Consider the following 17,075-nt stretch of genomic DNA (forward strand, 5'->3'; position numbering starts at 1 on the left):
TCATTGTTTTGAAGTGCGGGATGGTTCTTGTTAGCGAAAACGAACCGGACAGCGTGTGAACCACAACAAAAAAAAGCCGCTGATAGCAGCGGCTTTGAAGACAACTTTTCAGCAGGAAGAGCCGATGAAAAGTGTCGAGGGAAATGGAGCGATGTGAGCGATCAGCTATCTTTCTCGACCCGTGGCTGGGTCTGAGTGGTCGACGCTTGAGGGGTTTGCGCGGCGTCTTGAGCCTTGGCCGTCATTTCGCGCTGATGTTCTTCAAACGCCGCAGCGCGCGCGGCATTGTGCGCGACGAAGGCCTGCGACTCTTCAGCCATGGCGAACGGGGAGAGGAACAAAGAGGACAAAACGAAAGCGCTGGCAATACCCATAGTGTTGGACATCTTTAAAACCTTCTTGCTTGGCAAGTGCTGTTTGGTGGCGCAAAGATAAGGACCTTGGCCGATGGGAAACAGAGCTCATTCAAGAAAGGACTGTTGCGCGATAAGCAAAGATCCCAGTGTGTAGGCGCCTGCTTGCCGGCGATCGGTCTTCAGTTTTGCGCTGTTTTTGAAGACGCTATCGCTGGCAAGCCAGCTCCTACAGGGGGCGCGGCGTGGGGCGAGATTTTCAGGGCTTCAAACGGGAAGGTGGATGCCGAAGGTATTCATGCCATGGTCACTGCGCACAAACACATCCCCGCCGTGCATCAGCGCAATCGCCTTGACGATCGCCAACCCCAGACCATGGTTGTTGCCACTGTTGCTGCGCGACGCATCGACTCGATAAAAGCGCTCGAACAATCGAGGCAGATGTTCGTTGGCAATCGGCGCACCGGGGTTTGCCACACCGATACTCACCTGATGCTCTTCGACGTCGATCCGCACCTGAATCACCTGTCCGGGTTCAGTGTGCTGCACCGCGTTGCTCAGCAAGTTGATCAGCGCCCGGCGCAGATGCGCGATCTCGATCCGCACTTGCGCATCGCCACTGACCTGCACCTGAACCTGCGCATCTTCAAGAATGAAATCCAGATACTCCAGCGTCGTCGCCACTTCATCCGCCAGCGAGGTGGACATCAGTTTGGTGGCTTTGCTGCCTTGGTCCGCGCTGGCGAGGAACAGCATGTCATTGATGATCGAACGCAGTCGCTCAAGCTCCTCAAGGTTCGATTGCAGCACCTCGAAATAGTGTTCCGCCGAGCGCCCGCGCGTCAGCGCAACCTGGGTCTGACCAATCAGGTTGGTCAGCGGTGAGCGCAGCTCATGAGCAACGTCGGCGTTGAACGACTCAAGCCGCGAGTAAGCCTGTTCGACCCGTTCCAGGGTGGAGTTGAACGAGTTGACGAACTGATTGAGCTCCGGCGGCAACGACGACAGGCGCAAGCGCCCGGAACGCAACGGCGGCGCCAGGCGCTGGGCCTCCTGGGACAACTTGATCAACGGTTTGAGGCCGATCCGCGCCACCCAATAACCGAGGGCCGAAGCCAGCAACACGCCGACAATCGCCAGGCTGATCAGCGCAATCAGCAGATGATGTTGTGTTTGAAAAAACGTCTCGGTGTCGATGCCGATCATGAAGCGCAACGGCGGGCGTTGATCCTTGGCCGGGAATTGGCTGACCAGCACTTTCATGGGATAAGGCTGGTCCGGCAGCTGCAAGTCACGCATTCCCAGGGGGCCTTCGGCAAAGGCGCGGATCTGCGGTGTCGGGTTGCCATATTCGTAGTGTGGATCGCCGCTGATGATCCAGAAACTGATGCGTTTGTCTTCTTCGCCGAGCAGCTTGAGCTTGTTGTTGATCTTCACCCAATGCTCGGGCGTGCCGTAACGGCCGACGGTGGATTCGAGCACGCTGTAACGCGCATCCAGCTCGGCTTCGGGCAGCAAACCCAAGCCTTTATCGACCTGCTGATAGAGCGCCCAGCCAATCAACAGAAAGACCAATAGCGCCACCAGCGTGAACATTCCGCTGAGACGCAGGGCAATCGAATTACTGGACACCACGGCTCTCCAACACATAACCCATGCCACGGATCGTGTGCAGCAGTTTCTCATCGAACGGGCCGTCGAGTTTGGCGCGCAGGCGTTTGATCGCGACTTCGACGACGTTGGCATCGCTGTCGAAATTGATGTCCCAGACCATTTCGGCAATCGCCGTTTTCGAGAGGATTTCACCTTGCCGGCGGGCCAGCACGCTGAGCAGCGAAAACTCCTTGGCGGTCAGGTCCAGGCGCGTGCCGGCGCGGGTTGCCTTGCGGCTGATCAGATCGATCCACAGGTCGGCGATGCTCACTTGCACCGGTTCATGGCCGCCGCTGCGCCGGGTCAGGGCTTGCAGGCGCGCCACCAGTTCGAGGAAAGAAAAGGGTTTGCCGAGGTAATCGTCGGCGCCGTCGCGCAGGCCTTTGATGCGGTCTTCGACACGCTCGCGGGCGGTGAGCATGATCACCGGGGTTTGCTTGCGTGCACGCAAGGCGCGCAGCACGCCGAAGCCATCGAGGCCCGGCAACATTACGTCGAGGACGATCACCGCGTAGTCGCTTTCCAGCGCCAGGTGCAGGCCTTCGACGCCGTCCCGCGCCAGGTCCACGGTGTAACCCTGTTCCGTCAGGCCGCGGTGCAGATAGTCCGCGGTTTTTTCTTCGTCTTCGATAATCAGAACGCGCATGGCCCCGCCTCAGTCTGTGGTCGCCAGCACCGTCATGGGGGCTGGTTCTGGCCGATGGAAAAGCCGCTCCAGCCACAAGTATATGACCGGAGTGGTAAACAGCGTCAGCGCCTGGCTCACCAGCAAGCCGCCGACCACCGCGATGCCCAATGGCTGGCGTAGTTCGGCGCCGGTGCCGTAGCCGAGCATCAGCGGCAGCGCGCCGAGCAGGGCGGCGAGGGTGGTCATGATGATCGGGCGGAACCGCGTGATGCAGGCCTGGAAAATCGCTTCTTCCGGCGGCAAGCCACGGTTGCGTTGGGCGTCGAGCGCGAAGTCGATCATCAGGATGCCGTTCTTCTTGACGATGCCGATCAGCAACACCAGCCCGATCAGCGCCATGATCGAAAAGTCCTGGCCGCAAATCCACAGCATGATCACCGCCCCGAGCCCCGCCGAGGGCAGGGTCGAGATGATGGTCAACGGGTGTACGAAGCTCTCATAGAGCACGCCAAGAATGATGTACACCGCCACCAGCGCCGCGAGAATCAGCCACGGCTGGCTGGCCAGCGAACTCTGGAACGCCTGGGCCGCGCCCTGGAAATTGCCGCTCATGGCCGCCGGCATGCCGATCTCGGCCTTGGCCTGGTTGAGCATGATCACCGCATCGCCCAACGCGACGCCGGGCGCCAGGTTGAACGACAGGTTGGCGGCCGGGAACATCCCGTCATGGGCGATCGACAACGGGCCCACCGTCGGCGCATCGAATTTCGCCAGCGCCGACAACGGCACCATTTCTCCACTGAGCGGCGAGCGCAGGTAGAAATAGTTGAGGCTTTCGGCCTTGCCGCGTTGCTGGGTGTCCAGCTCCAGGATCACGTTGTACTGGTTGATCTGGGTCTGGAATTCGTTGATCTGCCGCTGACCGAATGCGTCGTACAGCGCTTCATCGACATCACTGGCGGTCAGGCCGAAACGTGCGGCGGCGCTGCGGTCGATGCTGATGTGGGTGATGCTGCCACCCAGTTGCAGGTCGTTGGAAATGTCGCGAAACCCCGGGTTGCTGCGCAGTTTTTCCGTCAGGCGCTGGGTCCAGGTGCTGAGGGTCGCGCCGTCGTTGCTCTTGAGCACGTATTGATACTGCGCGCGACTCGGGCCGGAGCTGAGGTTGATGTCCTGGCCCGCACGCAGGTACAGCACGATGCCTGGGACCTTCATCAGTTGTGGACGGATCCGGTCGATGAACTCGCTGGCCGAGACGTCGCGCTCGCTGCGTTTTTTCAGGGAGATCCAGAAGCGGCCGTTGGCGATGGTCTGGTTACTGCCGGAGACACCGACGGAGTGGGAAAACGCCGCGACCGCTGGATCTGCCGCGACGATTTCCGCCATTGCCAGGTGTTTTTTCACCATGTCGCCGTAGGAAATATCGGCGGCAGCTTCGGTGGTGCCGAGGACAAAACCGGTGTCCTGCACCGGGAAGAAGCCTTTGGGAATGAAGATGTAACCGGCGATGGCCAGCGCCAGGGACAAGCCGAACACCCCGATCATCAATTTCTGATGGGCGAGGGCCCGGCGCAGGCCTTTTTCGTACCACGCCAGCAAACGTTCGCCGAACGTGGGTTTGCTGTGGGCGTGATGCACCGGTGCTCGCATGAACAGCGCGGCGAGGGTCGGCGCCAAGGTCAGCGATACCACCACTGAAATCATGATCGTAGACGTGGCCGTCAGGGCGAATTCCTTGAACAGCCGCCCGACCACGCCACCCATGAACAGCAGCGGAATGAACGCCGCCACCAGCGAAAAACTGATCGACACCACGGTAAAACCAATCTCGCCGGCGCCTTTGATCGCCGCCTCGCGCATGCCATCGCCGGCCTCCAGGTGCCGGTGAATGTTCTCCACCACGACAATCGCATCGTCGACCACAAACCCCACGGCCACCACGATCGCCACCAGTGTCAGGTTGTTCAGGCTGAAGCCCATGATGTACATCAGGGCAAAACTGGCCACCAGCGAAACACCCAGCACCGCCGACACAATCAGCGTCGCCGACCACTGACGCAGGAACAGCGCCATCACCGCCACTACCAGCATGATCGCGATCAACAGGGTGATTTCTACTTCATGCAACGAGGCGCGGATGGTCTGGGTCCGGTCCACCAGCACTTTGACCTCTACCGATGCCGGCAGCATCGCTTCGAGGCCGGGCAGCGCCGCTTGAATGCGATCCACGGTTTCGACAATGTTGGCGCCCGGTTGCCGGGAAATCACCAGGTTCACCCCGGGCTTGTCTCCGGCCCAGGCTTGCACGTAGGCATCTTCCGAACCGTTGACGACCTTGGCGACATCCTTCAGGTGAACCGGCGCACCATCCTTGTAGGAAACGATGAGCTGGCCGTACTCCTCGGGATGGAACAACTGATCGTTGGTCGACAGCGTCGAGATGCTCGATTCGCCGTACAGCGCGCCCTTGGCCAGGTTGAGGCTGGTTTGCTGGATCGCCAGACGAATATCCGCCAGCGTCAGGCCGATGGCCGCGAGTTTGTCTGCCGAGGCTTGAACGCGAATCGCCGGACGTTGCTGACCGGTGATGTTGATTTGGCCGACACCGTCGATCTGGCTGATCTGACGGGACAGCAACGTTTCCACCAGGTCACTGAGTTCGGGGCCGGGCATCAGGGTTGAGTTGATGCTGAGAATCAGCACCGGGCTATCGGCCGGGTTGACCTTGCGCCAGGTCGGCAGGTTCGGCATGTCCTTGGGCAGTTTGCCGGCGGCGGTGTTGATCGCGGCCTGCACTTCCTGCGCGGCGGTGTCGATGCTTTTGTCGAGGGTGAATTGCAGGGTCAGGTTGGTCGAGCCGAGGGCGCTGCTCGAGGTCATCTGCGACACGCCGGGGATGGCGCTGAACTGCACTTCAAGCGGCGTGGCCACCGAAGAGGCCATGGTTTCCGGGCTGGCGCCGGGCAGTTGCGCGGCCACCTGAATGGTCGGAAATTCGGCTTCCGGCAGCGGCGCGATGGGCAGCCGTGGGAACGCAATGACGCCGAGCAGTACCAGGGCGAACGTCAGCAGGATCGTCGCCACCGGATGATCGATGCACCACGCGGAAACCGAGCCGTGGCCCTTCATGGTTTCGGCTCCGTTTGCACCACTTGCGGTGGTTCGGTCAGCACCTGCACCGTCGAGCCGGGCTTGAGCCGCGATTGGCCGTCGCTGACCAGCACGTCGCCGGGTTTCACGCCTTTGATGATGTCCTGGCCGCTGCCTTGGTAAACCATTTGTACGGTGACGGTTTCGACCTTGTCGCCCTTGACCCGGTACACGAAGTGTTGATCGAGACCGCGCTGTACGACGGTGGGTGGGACCACCAACGCACCTTTATCCAAAGCTGTCTGAATTTTTACCGTTACCAGCAGGCCCGGCCAAAGTTTTTGCCCGGCATTATTGAATTCAGCCTTGGCGCGGATGGTCCCGGTGTTGGCGTTGATTTGGTTGTCGATCAGGGTCAGGTGCCCTTCGCCCAGCAGGTTGCCGGTTTCGCCGTCGGTGTCGGCACCGATGTAGGCCTTCACCAGGGCGTGCTGCGGATCGTTGATCAGGCCTTGCAGGGTCGGCAGCATCTGCTGCGGCAGGGAGAACTCCACGGCAATCGGATCGATCTGCGTCACGGTGAACAAGCCTTGGGTGTCGGTCATGCGCAGGAAGTTGCCTTCGTCCACCGTGCGAATCCCGACGCGACCGGTGACCGGGGAGCGAATCTGTGTGTAGGAAAGCTGCACCTGAGCGGCGTCAATCGAAGCCTGATTGCCTTGAGCCGTGGCTTTCAGTTGGTTGACCAGCGCTTGTTGCTGGTCGTAAGTCTGCTTGGACACGCCGTCGTCGACGCTCAGCAGTTTGTAACGCTTGAGGTTGACCAGCGCCACTTGCAGTTGTGCCTGGCTTTCGCCCAGTTGCGCGCGGGTCTGGTCGAGGTTGGCGCGGATCGAGCGGTCGTCAATGGTGGCGAGCAGGTCGCCTTTGTTCACCAATTGGCCTTCTTTAACCAGGATTTTGGTGAGGATGCCGTCGATTTGCGGACGCACCACCACACTGTGCAGGGACAGCACCGAGCCGATGCCGCTGACATAACGCGGAACGTCTTTTTCGCTGACGTTGATCACTCGAACCGGGATCGCCGTGGGCGCGGCGAGTTTGGCCGTGGCCGGTTTGGTGGCGTACCACACGCCCAGCGCTGCCAGGAGAATCAGAAGGGCGGCGAGCAGGGCGGGTTTTTTCTGAATTCGCATGCGAGTGGGACGCCGGGGCTGGGAGGTCGGAGTTTGGTCAGGGTTATACCTTCCTTTATAAACCTGTTCACCGGTCAGGAAGGTGACTGCTAACTGACGGCGCTGTCAGTTTGGGATGTGTGGTGATTGATCTGGCCTCATCGCTGGCAAGCCAGCTCCTACACGGGATCGCGGTGTACACAAATCTCCCGTAGGAGCCAGCTTGCTGGCGATGGCGTCAGGCCTGTCACCACAAAACCCGACGGACTCGCTCGCCGCGTGAAGCCTGCCGCCCCCGACACAGGTATACTGCCGCCTTTCGCGGCCCGCTGACCGGGCCCGACTCTTTTGCATCACCCGGAGCTTTCATGACTTCCCCGACACAACCGCCGGTTGCCGACGCTTTGAGCGACGACCAGGCAGACCTGCCAGACAGCGTCGACTCCAGCGCAGACAGCGAAACCAAAGCCGCGATCCCGGCATTCAAGTTCCCGTTCAAACCGGGTGATCTGGCCGCCGCGAAGACGGCCAGCCAGCCCTGGTACAAGAACGGCGCCAAGAACGGCCACACCAAGACCCCCGGTGCAGCGCCTCCCGGCACCCGTCGTTCGATGGGCAAGCGCTGAGTTTCACCCCGCCACCATCGGCCATCGGCTGCGGTTTTCAATCGCGGTGATGGCTAAGTGCTCATATCCTGAGCCAGATCAACGTTTGTGGAATCAGTGCGCTTAGAGTCAGCAGCCCTGCCGACTCTTTCCATTCAACGAGCGCGCTTTCCATGAAGATCAACCTCCCGGTGACCGGCCGTAATGTCGACGTTGCGGCTGATGCGAACATCCTCTCGACCACTGATCTGACCAGCGCGATTACCTACGCCAACGACGACTTCATCAACATCTGCGGTTATAGCCGGGAGGAGTTGCTGGGCTCGCCGCACAACTTGCTGCGCCACCCTGACATGCCGGCGGCGGCTTTCGCGCACATGTGGCAGGCCCTCAAAAGCGGCCGTTCATGGATGGGGATGGTGAAAAATCGCTGCAAGAATGGCGATCATTATTGGGTCAGTGCGTATGCCACGCCGGTGACGCAGAACGGCAAAACCGTGGAGTATCAGTCGGTCCGGACCCAACCCTCGGCACATCAAATCGAAGCCGCGGAAAAAGCTTACACACAGCTTCGCAGCGATCGCACATCGCTTTGGCAGCGGCGGCCCGTGCTCGGTCCGGGTCTCAAGATGATGGCACTGTTCGGCGCAACATTGGCCTGTGTGGTGGGCATCGAAGCGTGGTTGAACCCTTCGTCAGCCATTTTCGGCGCACTGGCGTTTGTCGTGGGCAGTGGGTTGGCGGCGGTCGGAACAGTATTGGTGTTGCGCCCGCTGAAGGCGTTGACCGAGCGCGCCCGGCAGATTGCCGATAATCCGTTGAGTCAGGCTGTCTACACCGGCCGCCGCGATCAATTCGGCCAGATCGAGTTTGCCTTGCAGATGCTCGAAGCGCAGGTCGGCGCAGTGGTGGGGCGCATCGGCGATGCGTCGCATCGCCTGGCCGGGCATGCGGCGGAACTGGTCGATCACCTGCAAGGCAGCCACAACAGTACGCTGGCCCAGCAGACTGAAACCGATCAGGTGGCGGCGGCGATTGATCAGATGTCTGCCAGCGTGGCCGAGGTTGCCAGCCATGCGCAGCAGGCGTCGCAGGCGGCCGACCTGGCCGGCAGCGAAACCCGGGAAGGTCATCGATTGGTCAGTGAGAGTCGCCAGGCGGTGCTGCGTCTGGCCGAGGAACTGGCCAGCGCCACCGAGGTGATTCATCACCTGGAGGGGCACAGCAGCGAGATTACCGGCGTGCTGGACGTGATTCGCAGCATCGCCGAACAAACCAATCTGCTGGCCCTTAACGCAGCTATCGAAGCGGCGCGTGCCGGGGATGCCGGGCGTGGTTTTGCGGTGGTGGCCGATGAAGTCCGTGGCCTGGCCCAGCGCACTCAGCAATCGACCAACGAGATTCAGCGCATGATCAGCACCCTGCAAAACAGCACGCGCGACGCGGTGGTGGTGATGCAACAAAGCAGTGAACAGGTGGACAACAGCGTCGAGCAGGCCCGACGCGCCGCCGATGCGCTGGAGGCGATCAGTCGGCGGGTCAATCAGATCACGCAAATGAGCCTGCAAATCGCTTCGGCGGTCGAAGAGCAGAGTACCGTCAGCGAAGACATCAACCGCAACATCATCAGCATCCGCTCGGCCTGCGAGGTCACGGTCAGTGAGGGGCAGCAAAGCCAGGCGAATTCCTCCGATGTGGCGGGGCTGGCGGGGGACTTGCAGTTGTTGGCGCAAGAGTTCTGGCGAACACGTCGCTAAGCCGCCCGCAGGGAAATGAACGCATAGTTGAGCGGCGCCTCGGTGGCCACGTGCGCACCGGCCGCCAGCACTTGCCCGGCAATGTCGTCACCCGAAACGTGGAACTGCCAGGCACTGCCCGATCCTGTCAGCGGCTGTTGTGCCACCTGATCGACGACCGTGGCGAACGCGTTCATGTCTGGCAGGTAGGCGGTGAATCCATCGCCCTTCAGGGCTGTGGTACGAATCCCCAGAGATGCGCAAATCGCCTCTTTGCTGCGGATATCATCGCGATCCGCCTGACGGGAGTGCTGGATGAGACGTGCGAGCTCCTGATCGACCAGTTCACCGCCAATGATCAGGTCCGGGCCTTTTTCCCACGATTCGGGCGGACAGTCCTTGATCGCCGGGTTGAGGGGGATGTGCGGATTGATTTCCATCGGATAGATGCGGCACACCAGCGGCCGGCGTTCGTAGATGCGGCAGAGGTTGTCTTCGTCAAGATTCCGGCAGGGGCCGACGTTGTAAGCCGCAAACGTGATGGCCACGTACGCTTCGCAGGCGCCGCTTTGAACCACCACCGAACGCCGTTCGGCATGTTCGCGTTGCTGCATCGGCAGGCCAAGGCCGTTGCCGAGGAAGCCTTCCACCAGCACGATCACCTGACCGCCGTCGGCCGCCCACATCCGGGCCTCGGCCAGGGTCAGGGGGACGTGATGGTCATTGCAGCATTTGCCACAACCTACGCAGGAAAACGTTGTATTCATCGAAGGATCAGTCGCCTATCAGGGCCGGAAATGGCGACAGAATGCCACCGCAGAAGTCAGCGTCGAAGCAAGTTATGCGCCATTCACCGGGATTTGGCGGGTGTGCGGATGGAGTCCCATTCGGTCACGTAGGCGGTTTTGGTCTTTTTGTTGTAGAGACACAGCTCGGTGCCTTGCTGGCCTTTCATGTGTTTTTGCGGGTAGCGGCCTTGCAGGAGCACGGCGGTGTAGTCCACACGGTCGTCGAACTGTGCGGCTTTGCCGACGGGGGAGGCGTCTGTCAGGCCGCTGGCCTTGGTGCAGCTGGCGAGCATGGCTTTGTCGAAGGCGGCCCACGCCTCGGGGCTGGAGGCGTGCACTTGCGTGGCGAGGGCGGTGAGGCAGAGGAAGGTGAGGGTGGTGGCTTTCATTGTTCAGGCATCCTTGGGCGTATGTGGGCCGAGTATGCCTGATGGTATGAGGTTGAATGTGTCGACCTCTTCGCGGGCAAGCCCGCTCCCACAGGTTGTGTGTCGTATTCATCTTTTGCGAACGGCACACAACCTGCGTGGCTTGCCCGCGATGGCGGTGTATCAGACTGGAACCGGCTCGCGGCGGACCACAGTCATGCCGGCACTTTCATACAAACGCTGTGCCCGAAGGTTGTCTTCCAATACCTTCAAATCCACAAAACCTTCGCGCCGCTGCTGAAACACTCTGAATGCATTCAACAGCAACGCCCGGCCCAAACCCCGACCCTGTGCTCGCGGGTGCACCACCAGATTCTTGATGTAGGCGCTGGTCCAGCACTGGCAGACGCCAACGATACCGTCGGCATCCTGCGCAACGAAGCACAGGGAGGGATCGTATTCAGGGTCGGTTTCAAACCGCTGTTGCCAGACATCCAACGCCGGTACGCGACCGCCACCTTCCAGATAACCCAGCTCCATCAAACGATGAACGGCGTCTGCCAGTTCTGGCCGATATGCGTGCAGGACAATTCCCTGAGGCCAGGATATTACGGGCACAACCTCAACCAGGTTGCGCCGCATCAGCAAGCAAAATGCCTCGTCCACACTCAGTGACCTTGTTCGGCGACCGCTTTGGCCGCTTCGATCAGGCACTTGGTCAGCTCCGGTGAAGAGAACTTGGTCAGCACCGCGTTGGCGCCGGCCAGACGCGCTTTTTCGCTGTTCATCGCGCTGTCCAGCGAGGTGTGCAGCAGCACGTACAGGTGCGAAAAATCCGGGGTTTCGCGCAGGGTGCGGGTGAAGGCGTAGCCGTCCATCTCCGACATTTCGATGTCCGAAACAATCAGGTTGATCTGCTGGGCGGTGCCTTGCAGGTCCAGCAGGCAATCAATGGCTTCCTTGGCGCTGCGTGCGGTATGGCATTGCAGGCCGAGGTTGCGCAGGGTGTGCACCGATTGCTGCAGGGCCACCTGGCTGTCGTCGACCACCAGAATGCGCGCATTGCCGAGCACTTCGGCGTCTTCCATGCTCAGTTCGGTCGGGGCGGTTTCGATCTGCGCCGGGGCGATCCCGTGGATGACCTTTTCGATGTCCAGCACCTGCACCAGCGTGCCGTCCACCGAGGTCACGCCAGTGATGTACGAACGCACACCGCCGGAGCCGAAGGGCGGCGGACGGATGTCGGTGGTCAGGCAATGGACGATCTTGCTCACCGCTTGAACGTGCAGGCCCTGTTTGGAGCGACTGACGTCGGTGACGATCAGGCAGCCACCGTTCGGGTCTTCCAGCGGCCGCTCGCCGATCGCACGGCTGAGGTCGATCACCGACAACGAGGTGCCGCGCAGGGTGGCGATGCCTTTGACGTGGGGGTGGGACTCCGGCAGCTTGGTCAGCGGCGGGCAGGGGATGATTTCACTGACTTTGAGCAGGTTGATCGCCATCAGCTTGCCGCTGCGCAAGGTAAACAGCAGAAGCGAAAGTGAGTCTGCGCGGGCTTTGGTGGAGGACATAAAAACCTTCTGTGGAAAAAGGTGATGGGCGAATGGAAGTCGCCAAAAGCTATCGATGCCGGGTTATCGACTTGATAGGGGCATGCTTTAGGCTAAATGCCGATGTACAGCGAAATGCTGTCCGGAATCTGTAGGAGCCAGCTTGCTGGCGATGGCGTACTCAAGGGCGCCATCGCCAGCAAGCTGGCTCCTGCAAAAGCGGTCACTTCATGCCCAGTCTTTTGGCCATCCGCCCAAGATTCGCCCGATCCAAGCCTAGCTCACGCGCGGCGCTCGCCCAATTGTTGTGGTGCCGTTCCAGGCAAGCGCTGATCAATTGCCGTTGGTAATGTTCAGTTGCCTCACGCAAATCCCCCGACACCAACGCCAGCGGAGCCGCGACCGGTTGTTCGGCCGCCACTTCAACACGGCCATTGGGCAAATCCAGATCCGCCGCACTCAAGCTGAGAATCTTCGGCCGTTCCTTGCAGTTACCCAGCGCTTTCAGCGCGCTACGGCCAATCAAGTGCTCCAACTCCCGCACATTGCCCGGCCAGTCATACGCCAGCAACGCGGCTTGAGCATCACTGTTGAGGCGCAGGCTGTTGAGGCCCATGCGCGAACGGTTCTGCTCGAGGAAGAAACCGCTGAGCAGCAGCACATCCCGGCCGCGATCCCGCAGGGCCGGCACCAGTAGCGGGTAAACGCTCAATCGGTGGTAGAAATCGGCGCGATAGCGGCCGCTGCGCACTTCCTCGGCCAGATCACGGTTGGTCGCGGCAATGAGCCGCACATCGACCTGATGTTCTTTATCCGACCCCAATCGCTGCAATTGACCGCTTTGCAAAACCCGCAGCAATTTGGCTTGCACCGTCAGCGACAGTTCGCCGACTTCATCGAGGAACAGCGTGCCGCCATTGGCCAGTTCGAATTTGCCGCGACGGTCGCTGGTCGCGCCGGTAAAGGCACCACGCACGTGGCCGAACAACTCGCTTTCCACCAGCGTGTCCGGCAGCGCGGCGCAGTTGAGGCTGATGATCGGCTTGTCGGCCCGGGGCGAGGCGGCGTGAATCGCCTGGGCCACCAGTTCTTTGCCGACCCCGGTTTCACCGGTAATCAGCACGGTCAGGTCGCTGCCGCCGACCAGGCTGACTTCCTCCACCAAACGTTTGTGCGCCTTGCTCTGGCCGATCATCTCGCGGTTCTGCTGGCCGCTGGCCTGTCGGTAAACCTCGGCGCGCTGATGTTCGTCTTCAACACGATTGGCCAGCCGTTCGATGCGCTCGGCGGCATTGACCGTGGCGGCGGCGAGGCTGGCGAAGGCTTGCAAGGCGTCCAGTTCGATCGGCTCGAAACGCTCCGGGTCAAGGGCGTCGAGAGTCAGCAAACCCCACGGGCGCTCGTCGATAAACAGCGGGCAGCCCATGCAATCGTGGACTTCCAGGTGATCGTCGAGGCCATCGACCAAGCCGTCGTATGGGTCGGGCATGTCGCTGTCGGCGGCGAAGCGGGTCGGGCCGGGGCTGCTGAGCAGCGCCTCGAAGCGTGGGTGTTCGCTGACCTTGAAGCGTCGGCCGAGGGTGTCGGTGCTCAACCCGTCGACGGCCAGCGGCACCAGCCACTCGCCATCGAGGCGCAACAGTGCGGCGGCATCGCAGGGGAGCAGGGCGCGCATGGCTTCGAGCAGGCGCCGATAGCGCTCGCCCTCGGGGAGTTCGCGGGACAGGTCCGAGACCAGGGGAAGCAGCGTGGTGAGCAAGGATTTTGCAGTCATAGTGACTCCATGTAGTCGGGATGACTATAAGTCAGGCTGTGTCGTTATGACTATCGTGTTTTTAAGTTGTTGATTTATAAGAATTAAATAGCTGGCACGGAAACTGATAAAGAGAGCGTAATCAATTAGAAACCCAAGTAGCTCAGGAGTCACCTTATGCTCAGCGTTCAAGACCGTGCAATCGTCAAATCCACTGTGCCGTTGCTGGAAAGCGGCGGCGAAGCACTGATCACGTATTTTTACCGCATGATGCTCTCCGAATATCCGGAAGTCCGCCCGCTGTTCAACCAGGCGCACCAGGCCAGCGGTGATCAGCCCCGCGCCCTCGCCAACGGCGTGTTGATGTATGCGCGCCACATCGATCAGCTCGACCAGTTGGGCGACCTGGTGGCCAAGATCATCAACAAGCATGTGGCCCTGCAAATTCTTCCGGAACACTATCCGATTGTTGGCACCTGCTTGCTGCGTGCGATTTCCGAAGTGCTGGGTGACGAGATCGCCACACCGGAAGTGATGAGCGCCTGGGGTGCGGCTTACGGGCAATTGGCCGAGATCCTGATCGGTGCCGAAACCAGCATCTACGACCAGAAAGAACAGGCACCGGGCGGCTGGCGCGGGGCGCGGGAATTCATCGTCGCGGCCAAGGTCGAGGAAAGCGCGGAAATCATCTCGTTCTACTTCGAGCCGGCGGACAAAGGTCCGATCCTCGCCGCAGAGCCTGGCCAGTACATCGGCATGAAACTGATCCTCGAGGGCGAAGAGATTCGTCGCAACTATTCGCTGTCGGCCCTGGCGAACAAAGGCCAGTACCGTATCAGCGTCAAGCGTGAAGACGGTGGCCGCGCCTCCAACCATCTGCACGATCAATTGCACGTCGGTTCCAGCATTCAGTTGTTCCCGCCATCGGGCGAATTCACCCTGACCGACAGCGACAAACCGTTGGTGCTGATCAGCGGCGGCGTCGGCATCACTCCGACCCTGGCGATGCTCGAAGCGGCACTGGCGACCGAACGGCCGGTGCATTTTATCCACTGTGCCCGCAATGGCAGTGTTCACGCTTTCCGCGACTGGATCGATGGATTGGCCGAACGTCACCCGCAACTCAAGCGTTTCTATTGCTACGACGAAGATGACGGCGTGAGCCCGGCGGCGCACAAGGTCGGGTTGTTGAGTCAGGAACAACTGGGCGAGTGGTTGCCGCAGCAGCGTGATCTGGATGCGTACTTCCTGGGGCCTAAAGGCTTCATGGCGGCCGTGAAGCGTCACCTGAAAGCCTTGGGTGTGCCGGAGAAGCAAAGCCGCTACGAGTTCTTCGGCCCGGCTTCGGCGCTTGAATAACACCCTATCCTTGTAGGAGCCGGCTTGCCGGCGATGGCGATTTTGAGGTCGCCATCGCCAGCAAAGCCGACTCCTACAGTTGCGTGTTTCGCAGGCAATCCGGGGGGAGGCGGTTGTTTAGCCCTTCAATTCCTTCAAATGCTTGTACACCGTCGCTCTCCCCATGTTCAGCACGTTGGCCACATAATTCGAGGCGCTTTTGCCCTTGAAGGCGCCTTCGGCGTGCAAGGCCAGCACCAGTTCGCGTTTGTGGTCGCGGGTCAGCAGGTTCAGGCTCAGCTGACGCTCGCGCAGCCAGCCGTGGAGGAAGGTGTTGATCCGCTCCTGCCAGTCATCGCGGAACAGTGAGTCCGGTTGCGGAATCAGCTTGTTCGGCGACAGGAACAGGTCCAACGCAGCCTTGGCATTTTCGAACAGCGAAATATTCAGGTTGATGCACAGCACCGCCAGCGGATGACCGTCGCTGTCGCGCAGCACGCTGCTCAGGCTGCGAATCTTCTGACCATCCCAGTTCAACTTTTCGTATGGCCCGATGTTTCGTTCGCTGATGTCATCGCTGAGCATGTCTTCCAGCGCGGCATCGTCGCCGACTTCGCGTTTGGACAGATTGTTGGCGATGTAATCGATCTTTTGCGTGCGCAGATCGTGCAGCACCACCTCGGCGTGGGGGAAGAACAACGTGGCGATGGCATCGGCGATCGCGCGGAAGTTGTCCAGGGCCGGGTCTTTTACAGGTGCGTTCATACAGTGGAGCTCCAGGCAGCGTCAGCGCCCTGCAAAAAGGGCGCTGGAAGTTTGCCGTAATCGTGTCGACACGTCACCTGAGCACGTGGATCAGCCCAGGCGAGCGGGGGAGAGCATCCCGGCATCCAGGCCGAAGCGCGTGAGTTGCTCGGGCAGTGCTTCACCGCGTACCAGCGCGGCGCTGGCCTGGCCCATGGCGGGCGAAGTCTGGATGCCGTAGCCGCCTTGCGCCGCGACCCAGAACAGCCCCGGCACCTGCAGATCGAAGCCGGACAGCAAATCGCCGTCGGCGACGAAGCTGCGCAGGCCGGCCCAGGTGCGGGTCGGACGGCGGATGGTCAGGGTGGTGGCATCTTCGATCTGGTAGATGCCCATGGCGATGTCCAGTTCTTCGGGCTGCACGTCGTGTGGTTCGACCGGGTCGGCGTTGGCCGGCGAGCCGAGGAACATGCCGGCGTCGGGCTTCATGTAGAACGACTCGTCGAGGCTGACCAGCATCGGCCAATTGTGAATGTCCACGCCTTCCGGCCCGGCGAAGATGAACGCCGCACGGCGCTTCGGTTGCAGGCCCAGCGGCCTGGCACCGGCCAGTTCGCCGATCTTGTCGGCCCAGGCACCGGCGGCGTTGATGATGACCGGGGCGCTGAAGGTCTGGCCGTTGGTTTGAACCTGCCACACGCCTTCGCCGCCGCGGGTCAGGCTCAGGACTTCAGTGTCGGTATGCACTTCACTTTTGTTGCGTCGGATGCCGCGCAGGTAACCCTGGTGCAAGGCGTCGGTGTCGATGTCGCTGGCGGTCGGATCGTAGATCGCGCCATGGACTTTTTCCCGGCGCAGGATCGGCAGGCGCACGCAGGCTTCTTCGGCGTTGAGCAGTTGCATCTCCGGCACCGTGGCTTTGGCGCTGAGGTATTGATTGTTCAGTTCGGCCGGGTCGCCAGTGAAATCCACGGTCATCTCGCCACGCGGGGTCAGCAGCGGGTGTTCGCAGAAACCGGCGGGCGGGGCGTCGAAGAAATCGCGACTGGCCTGGGTCAGTGCCCGGACCTGCGGTGTGCCATAAGCGGCGGTGAACAGTGCGGCGGAACGTCCGGTGGAGTGGTAGGCCGGATGGGATTCGCGTTCGAGCACGATCACTCGGGCGTGCTGCGACAGCCAGAAACCGGTGGAAGCGCCGGCGATCCCGCCGCCGATGATGATGAAGTCTGCCTGGCTCATGAACGTCTCCTGTCGAGCGTAAATGCCATTGCTAAAGAGAAACCTGTGGGAGCCG

15 protein-coding genes and 1 pseudogene are annotated in these 17,075 nt (G+C 61.0%); 4 read left to right on the plus strand and 12 right to left on the minus strand.

The genetic code is table 11. From position 1 onward, the window contains the following. Positions 1–161 precede the first annotated feature (161 nt). From ACI77H_RS09520 to ACI77H_RS09540, 5 genes are all read right to left on the minus strand, one after another. The gene (locus ACI77H_RS09520; protein ID WP_407011680.1) at positions 162–386 is read right to left on the minus strand and encodes a hypothetical protein; all 225 of its coding nucleotides are present in this window, start codon (positions 384–386) and stop codon (positions 162–164) included. Between the two features lie 234 nt (positions 387–620). Beyond that, positions 621–1,985 carry a heavy metal sensor histidine kinase gene (locus ACI77H_RS09525; protein WP_407011681.1) on the minus strand — a complete coding sequence of 455 codons (1,365 nt, stop codon included), beginning with the start codon at positions 1,983–1,985 and terminating at the stop codon, positions 621–623. Next, complete coding sequence (locus ACI77H_RS09530; protein ID WP_007916978.1) at positions 1,975–2,652, minus strand: heavy metal response regulator transcription factor; 678 nt, start codon at positions 2,650–2,652, stop codon at positions 1,975–1,977. Before ACI77H_RS09530 ends, ACI77H_RS09525 begins: the two co-directional genes overlap by 11 nt. A gap of 9 nt (positions 2,653–2,661) precedes the next feature. After that, on the minus strand, positions 2,662–5,763 hold the full coding sequence (locus ACI77H_RS09535) for a multidrug efflux RND transporter permease subunit (protein ID WP_407011682.1): 3,102 nt from the start codon (positions 5,761–5,763) through the stop codon (positions 2,662–2,664). Continuing rightward, positions 5,760–6,920, minus strand: a complete 1,161-nt coding sequence (locus ACI77H_RS09540; protein WP_407011683.1) for an efflux RND transporter periplasmic adaptor subunit — start codon at positions 6,918–6,920, stop codon at positions 5,760–5,762. Before ACI77H_RS09540 ends, ACI77H_RS09535 begins: the two co-directional genes overlap by 4 nt. 347 nt (positions 6,921–7,267) lie before the next feature. Between ACI77H_RS09540 and ACI77H_RS09545 the strand changes: the two genes are divergently transcribed. The 3 genes and pseudogenes from ACI77H_RS09545 to ACI77H_RS09555 all read left to right on the plus strand — a co-directional run bounded on the left by ACI77H_RS09545 (position 7,268) and on the right by ACI77H_RS09555 (position 9,261). Next, the gene (locus tag ACI77H_RS09545; protein ID WP_407011684.1) at positions 7,268–7,525 is read left to right on the plus strand and encodes a hypothetical protein; all 258 of its coding nucleotides are present in this window, start codon (positions 7,268–7,270) and stop codon (positions 7,523–7,525) included. Positions 7,526–7,677: 152 nt separating this feature from the next. Next, a pseudogene (locus ACI77H_RS09550) lies at positions 7,678–7,959 on the plus strand (PAS domain-containing protein); the annotation flags it as partial. 258 nt (positions 7,960–8,217) lie between these two features. Next, a complete protein-coding gene (locus ACI77H_RS09555) occupies positions 8,218–9,261 on the plus strand; it encodes a methyl-accepting chemotaxis protein (RefSeq protein WP_407011974.1) in 1,044 nt (347 codons plus the stop codon). On the opposite strand, the gene ACI77H_RS09560 is transcribed toward ACI77H_RS09555, so the two are convergent. The 5 genes from ACI77H_RS09560 to norR form a co-directional block, all read right to left on the minus strand. Then, entirely contained in the window at positions 9,258–10,007 is a 750-nt protein-coding gene (locus tag ACI77H_RS09560) for a YkgJ family cysteine cluster protein (RefSeq protein ID WP_407011685.1), read from the minus strand. The two genes, ACI77H_RS09555 and ACI77H_RS09560, sit on opposite strands and share 4 nt — an antisense overlap. Before the next feature lie 83 nt (positions 10,008–10,090). Further along, complete coding sequence (locus tag ACI77H_RS09565) at positions 10,091–10,417, minus strand: hypothetical protein (RefSeq protein ID WP_407011686.1); 327 nt, start codon at positions 10,415–10,417, stop codon at positions 10,091–10,093. 162 nt (positions 10,418–10,579) lie between these two features. Beyond that, positions 10,580–11,038 carry a GNAT family N-acetyltransferase gene (locus tag ACI77H_RS09570; RefSeq protein ID WP_407011975.1) on the minus strand — a complete coding sequence of 153 codons (459 nt, stop codon included), beginning with the start codon at positions 11,036–11,038 and terminating at the stop codon, positions 10,580–10,582. Between the two features lie 26 nt (positions 11,039–11,064). Beyond that, positions 11,065–11,967: a chemotaxis protein CheV gene (locus ACI77H_RS09575; RefSeq protein WP_407011687.1), complete on the minus strand. Its 903-nt coding sequence runs from the start codon at positions 11,965–11,967 to the stop codon at positions 11,065–11,067. A gap of 202 nt (positions 11,968–12,169) precedes the next feature. Continuing rightward, complete coding sequence (gene norR / locus ACI77H_RS09580; RefSeq protein ID WP_407011688.1) at positions 12,170–13,720, minus strand: nitric oxide reductase transcriptional regulator NorR; 1,551 nt, start codon at positions 13,718–13,720, stop codon at positions 12,170–12,172. A 156-nt stretch (positions 13,721–13,876) separates the two neighbouring features. On the opposite strand from norR, the gene hmpA reads away from it, so the two are divergent. Continuing rightward, on the plus strand, positions 13,877–15,058 hold the full coding sequence (gene hmpA, locus ACI77H_RS09585) for an NO-inducible flavohemoprotein (protein ID WP_407011689.1): 1,182 nt from the start codon (positions 13,877–13,879) through the stop codon (positions 15,056–15,058). Between the two features lie 117 nt (positions 15,059–15,175). Here hmpA and ACI77H_RS09590 read toward each other — a convergent pair whose 3' ends face one another. Continuing rightward, positions 15,176–15,802: a transcriptional regulator gene (locus ACI77H_RS09590; RefSeq protein WP_150633437.1), complete on the minus strand. Its 627-nt coding sequence runs from the start codon at positions 15,800–15,802 to the stop codon at positions 15,176–15,178. A gap of 90 nt (positions 15,803–15,892) precedes the next feature. After that, complete coding sequence (locus tag ACI77H_RS09595) at positions 15,893–17,020, minus strand: NAD(P)/FAD-dependent oxidoreductase (RefSeq protein ID WP_407011690.1); 1,128 nt, start codon at positions 17,018–17,020, stop codon at positions 15,893–15,895. Positions 17,021–17,075: the final 55 nt, after the last annotated feature.

The sequence above is a fragment of the Pseudomonas sp. O230 genome (assembly GCF_045447035.1).
Classification (GTDB): Bacteria; Pseudomonadota; Gammaproteobacteria; order Pseudomonadales; family Pseudomonadaceae; genus Aquipseudomonas.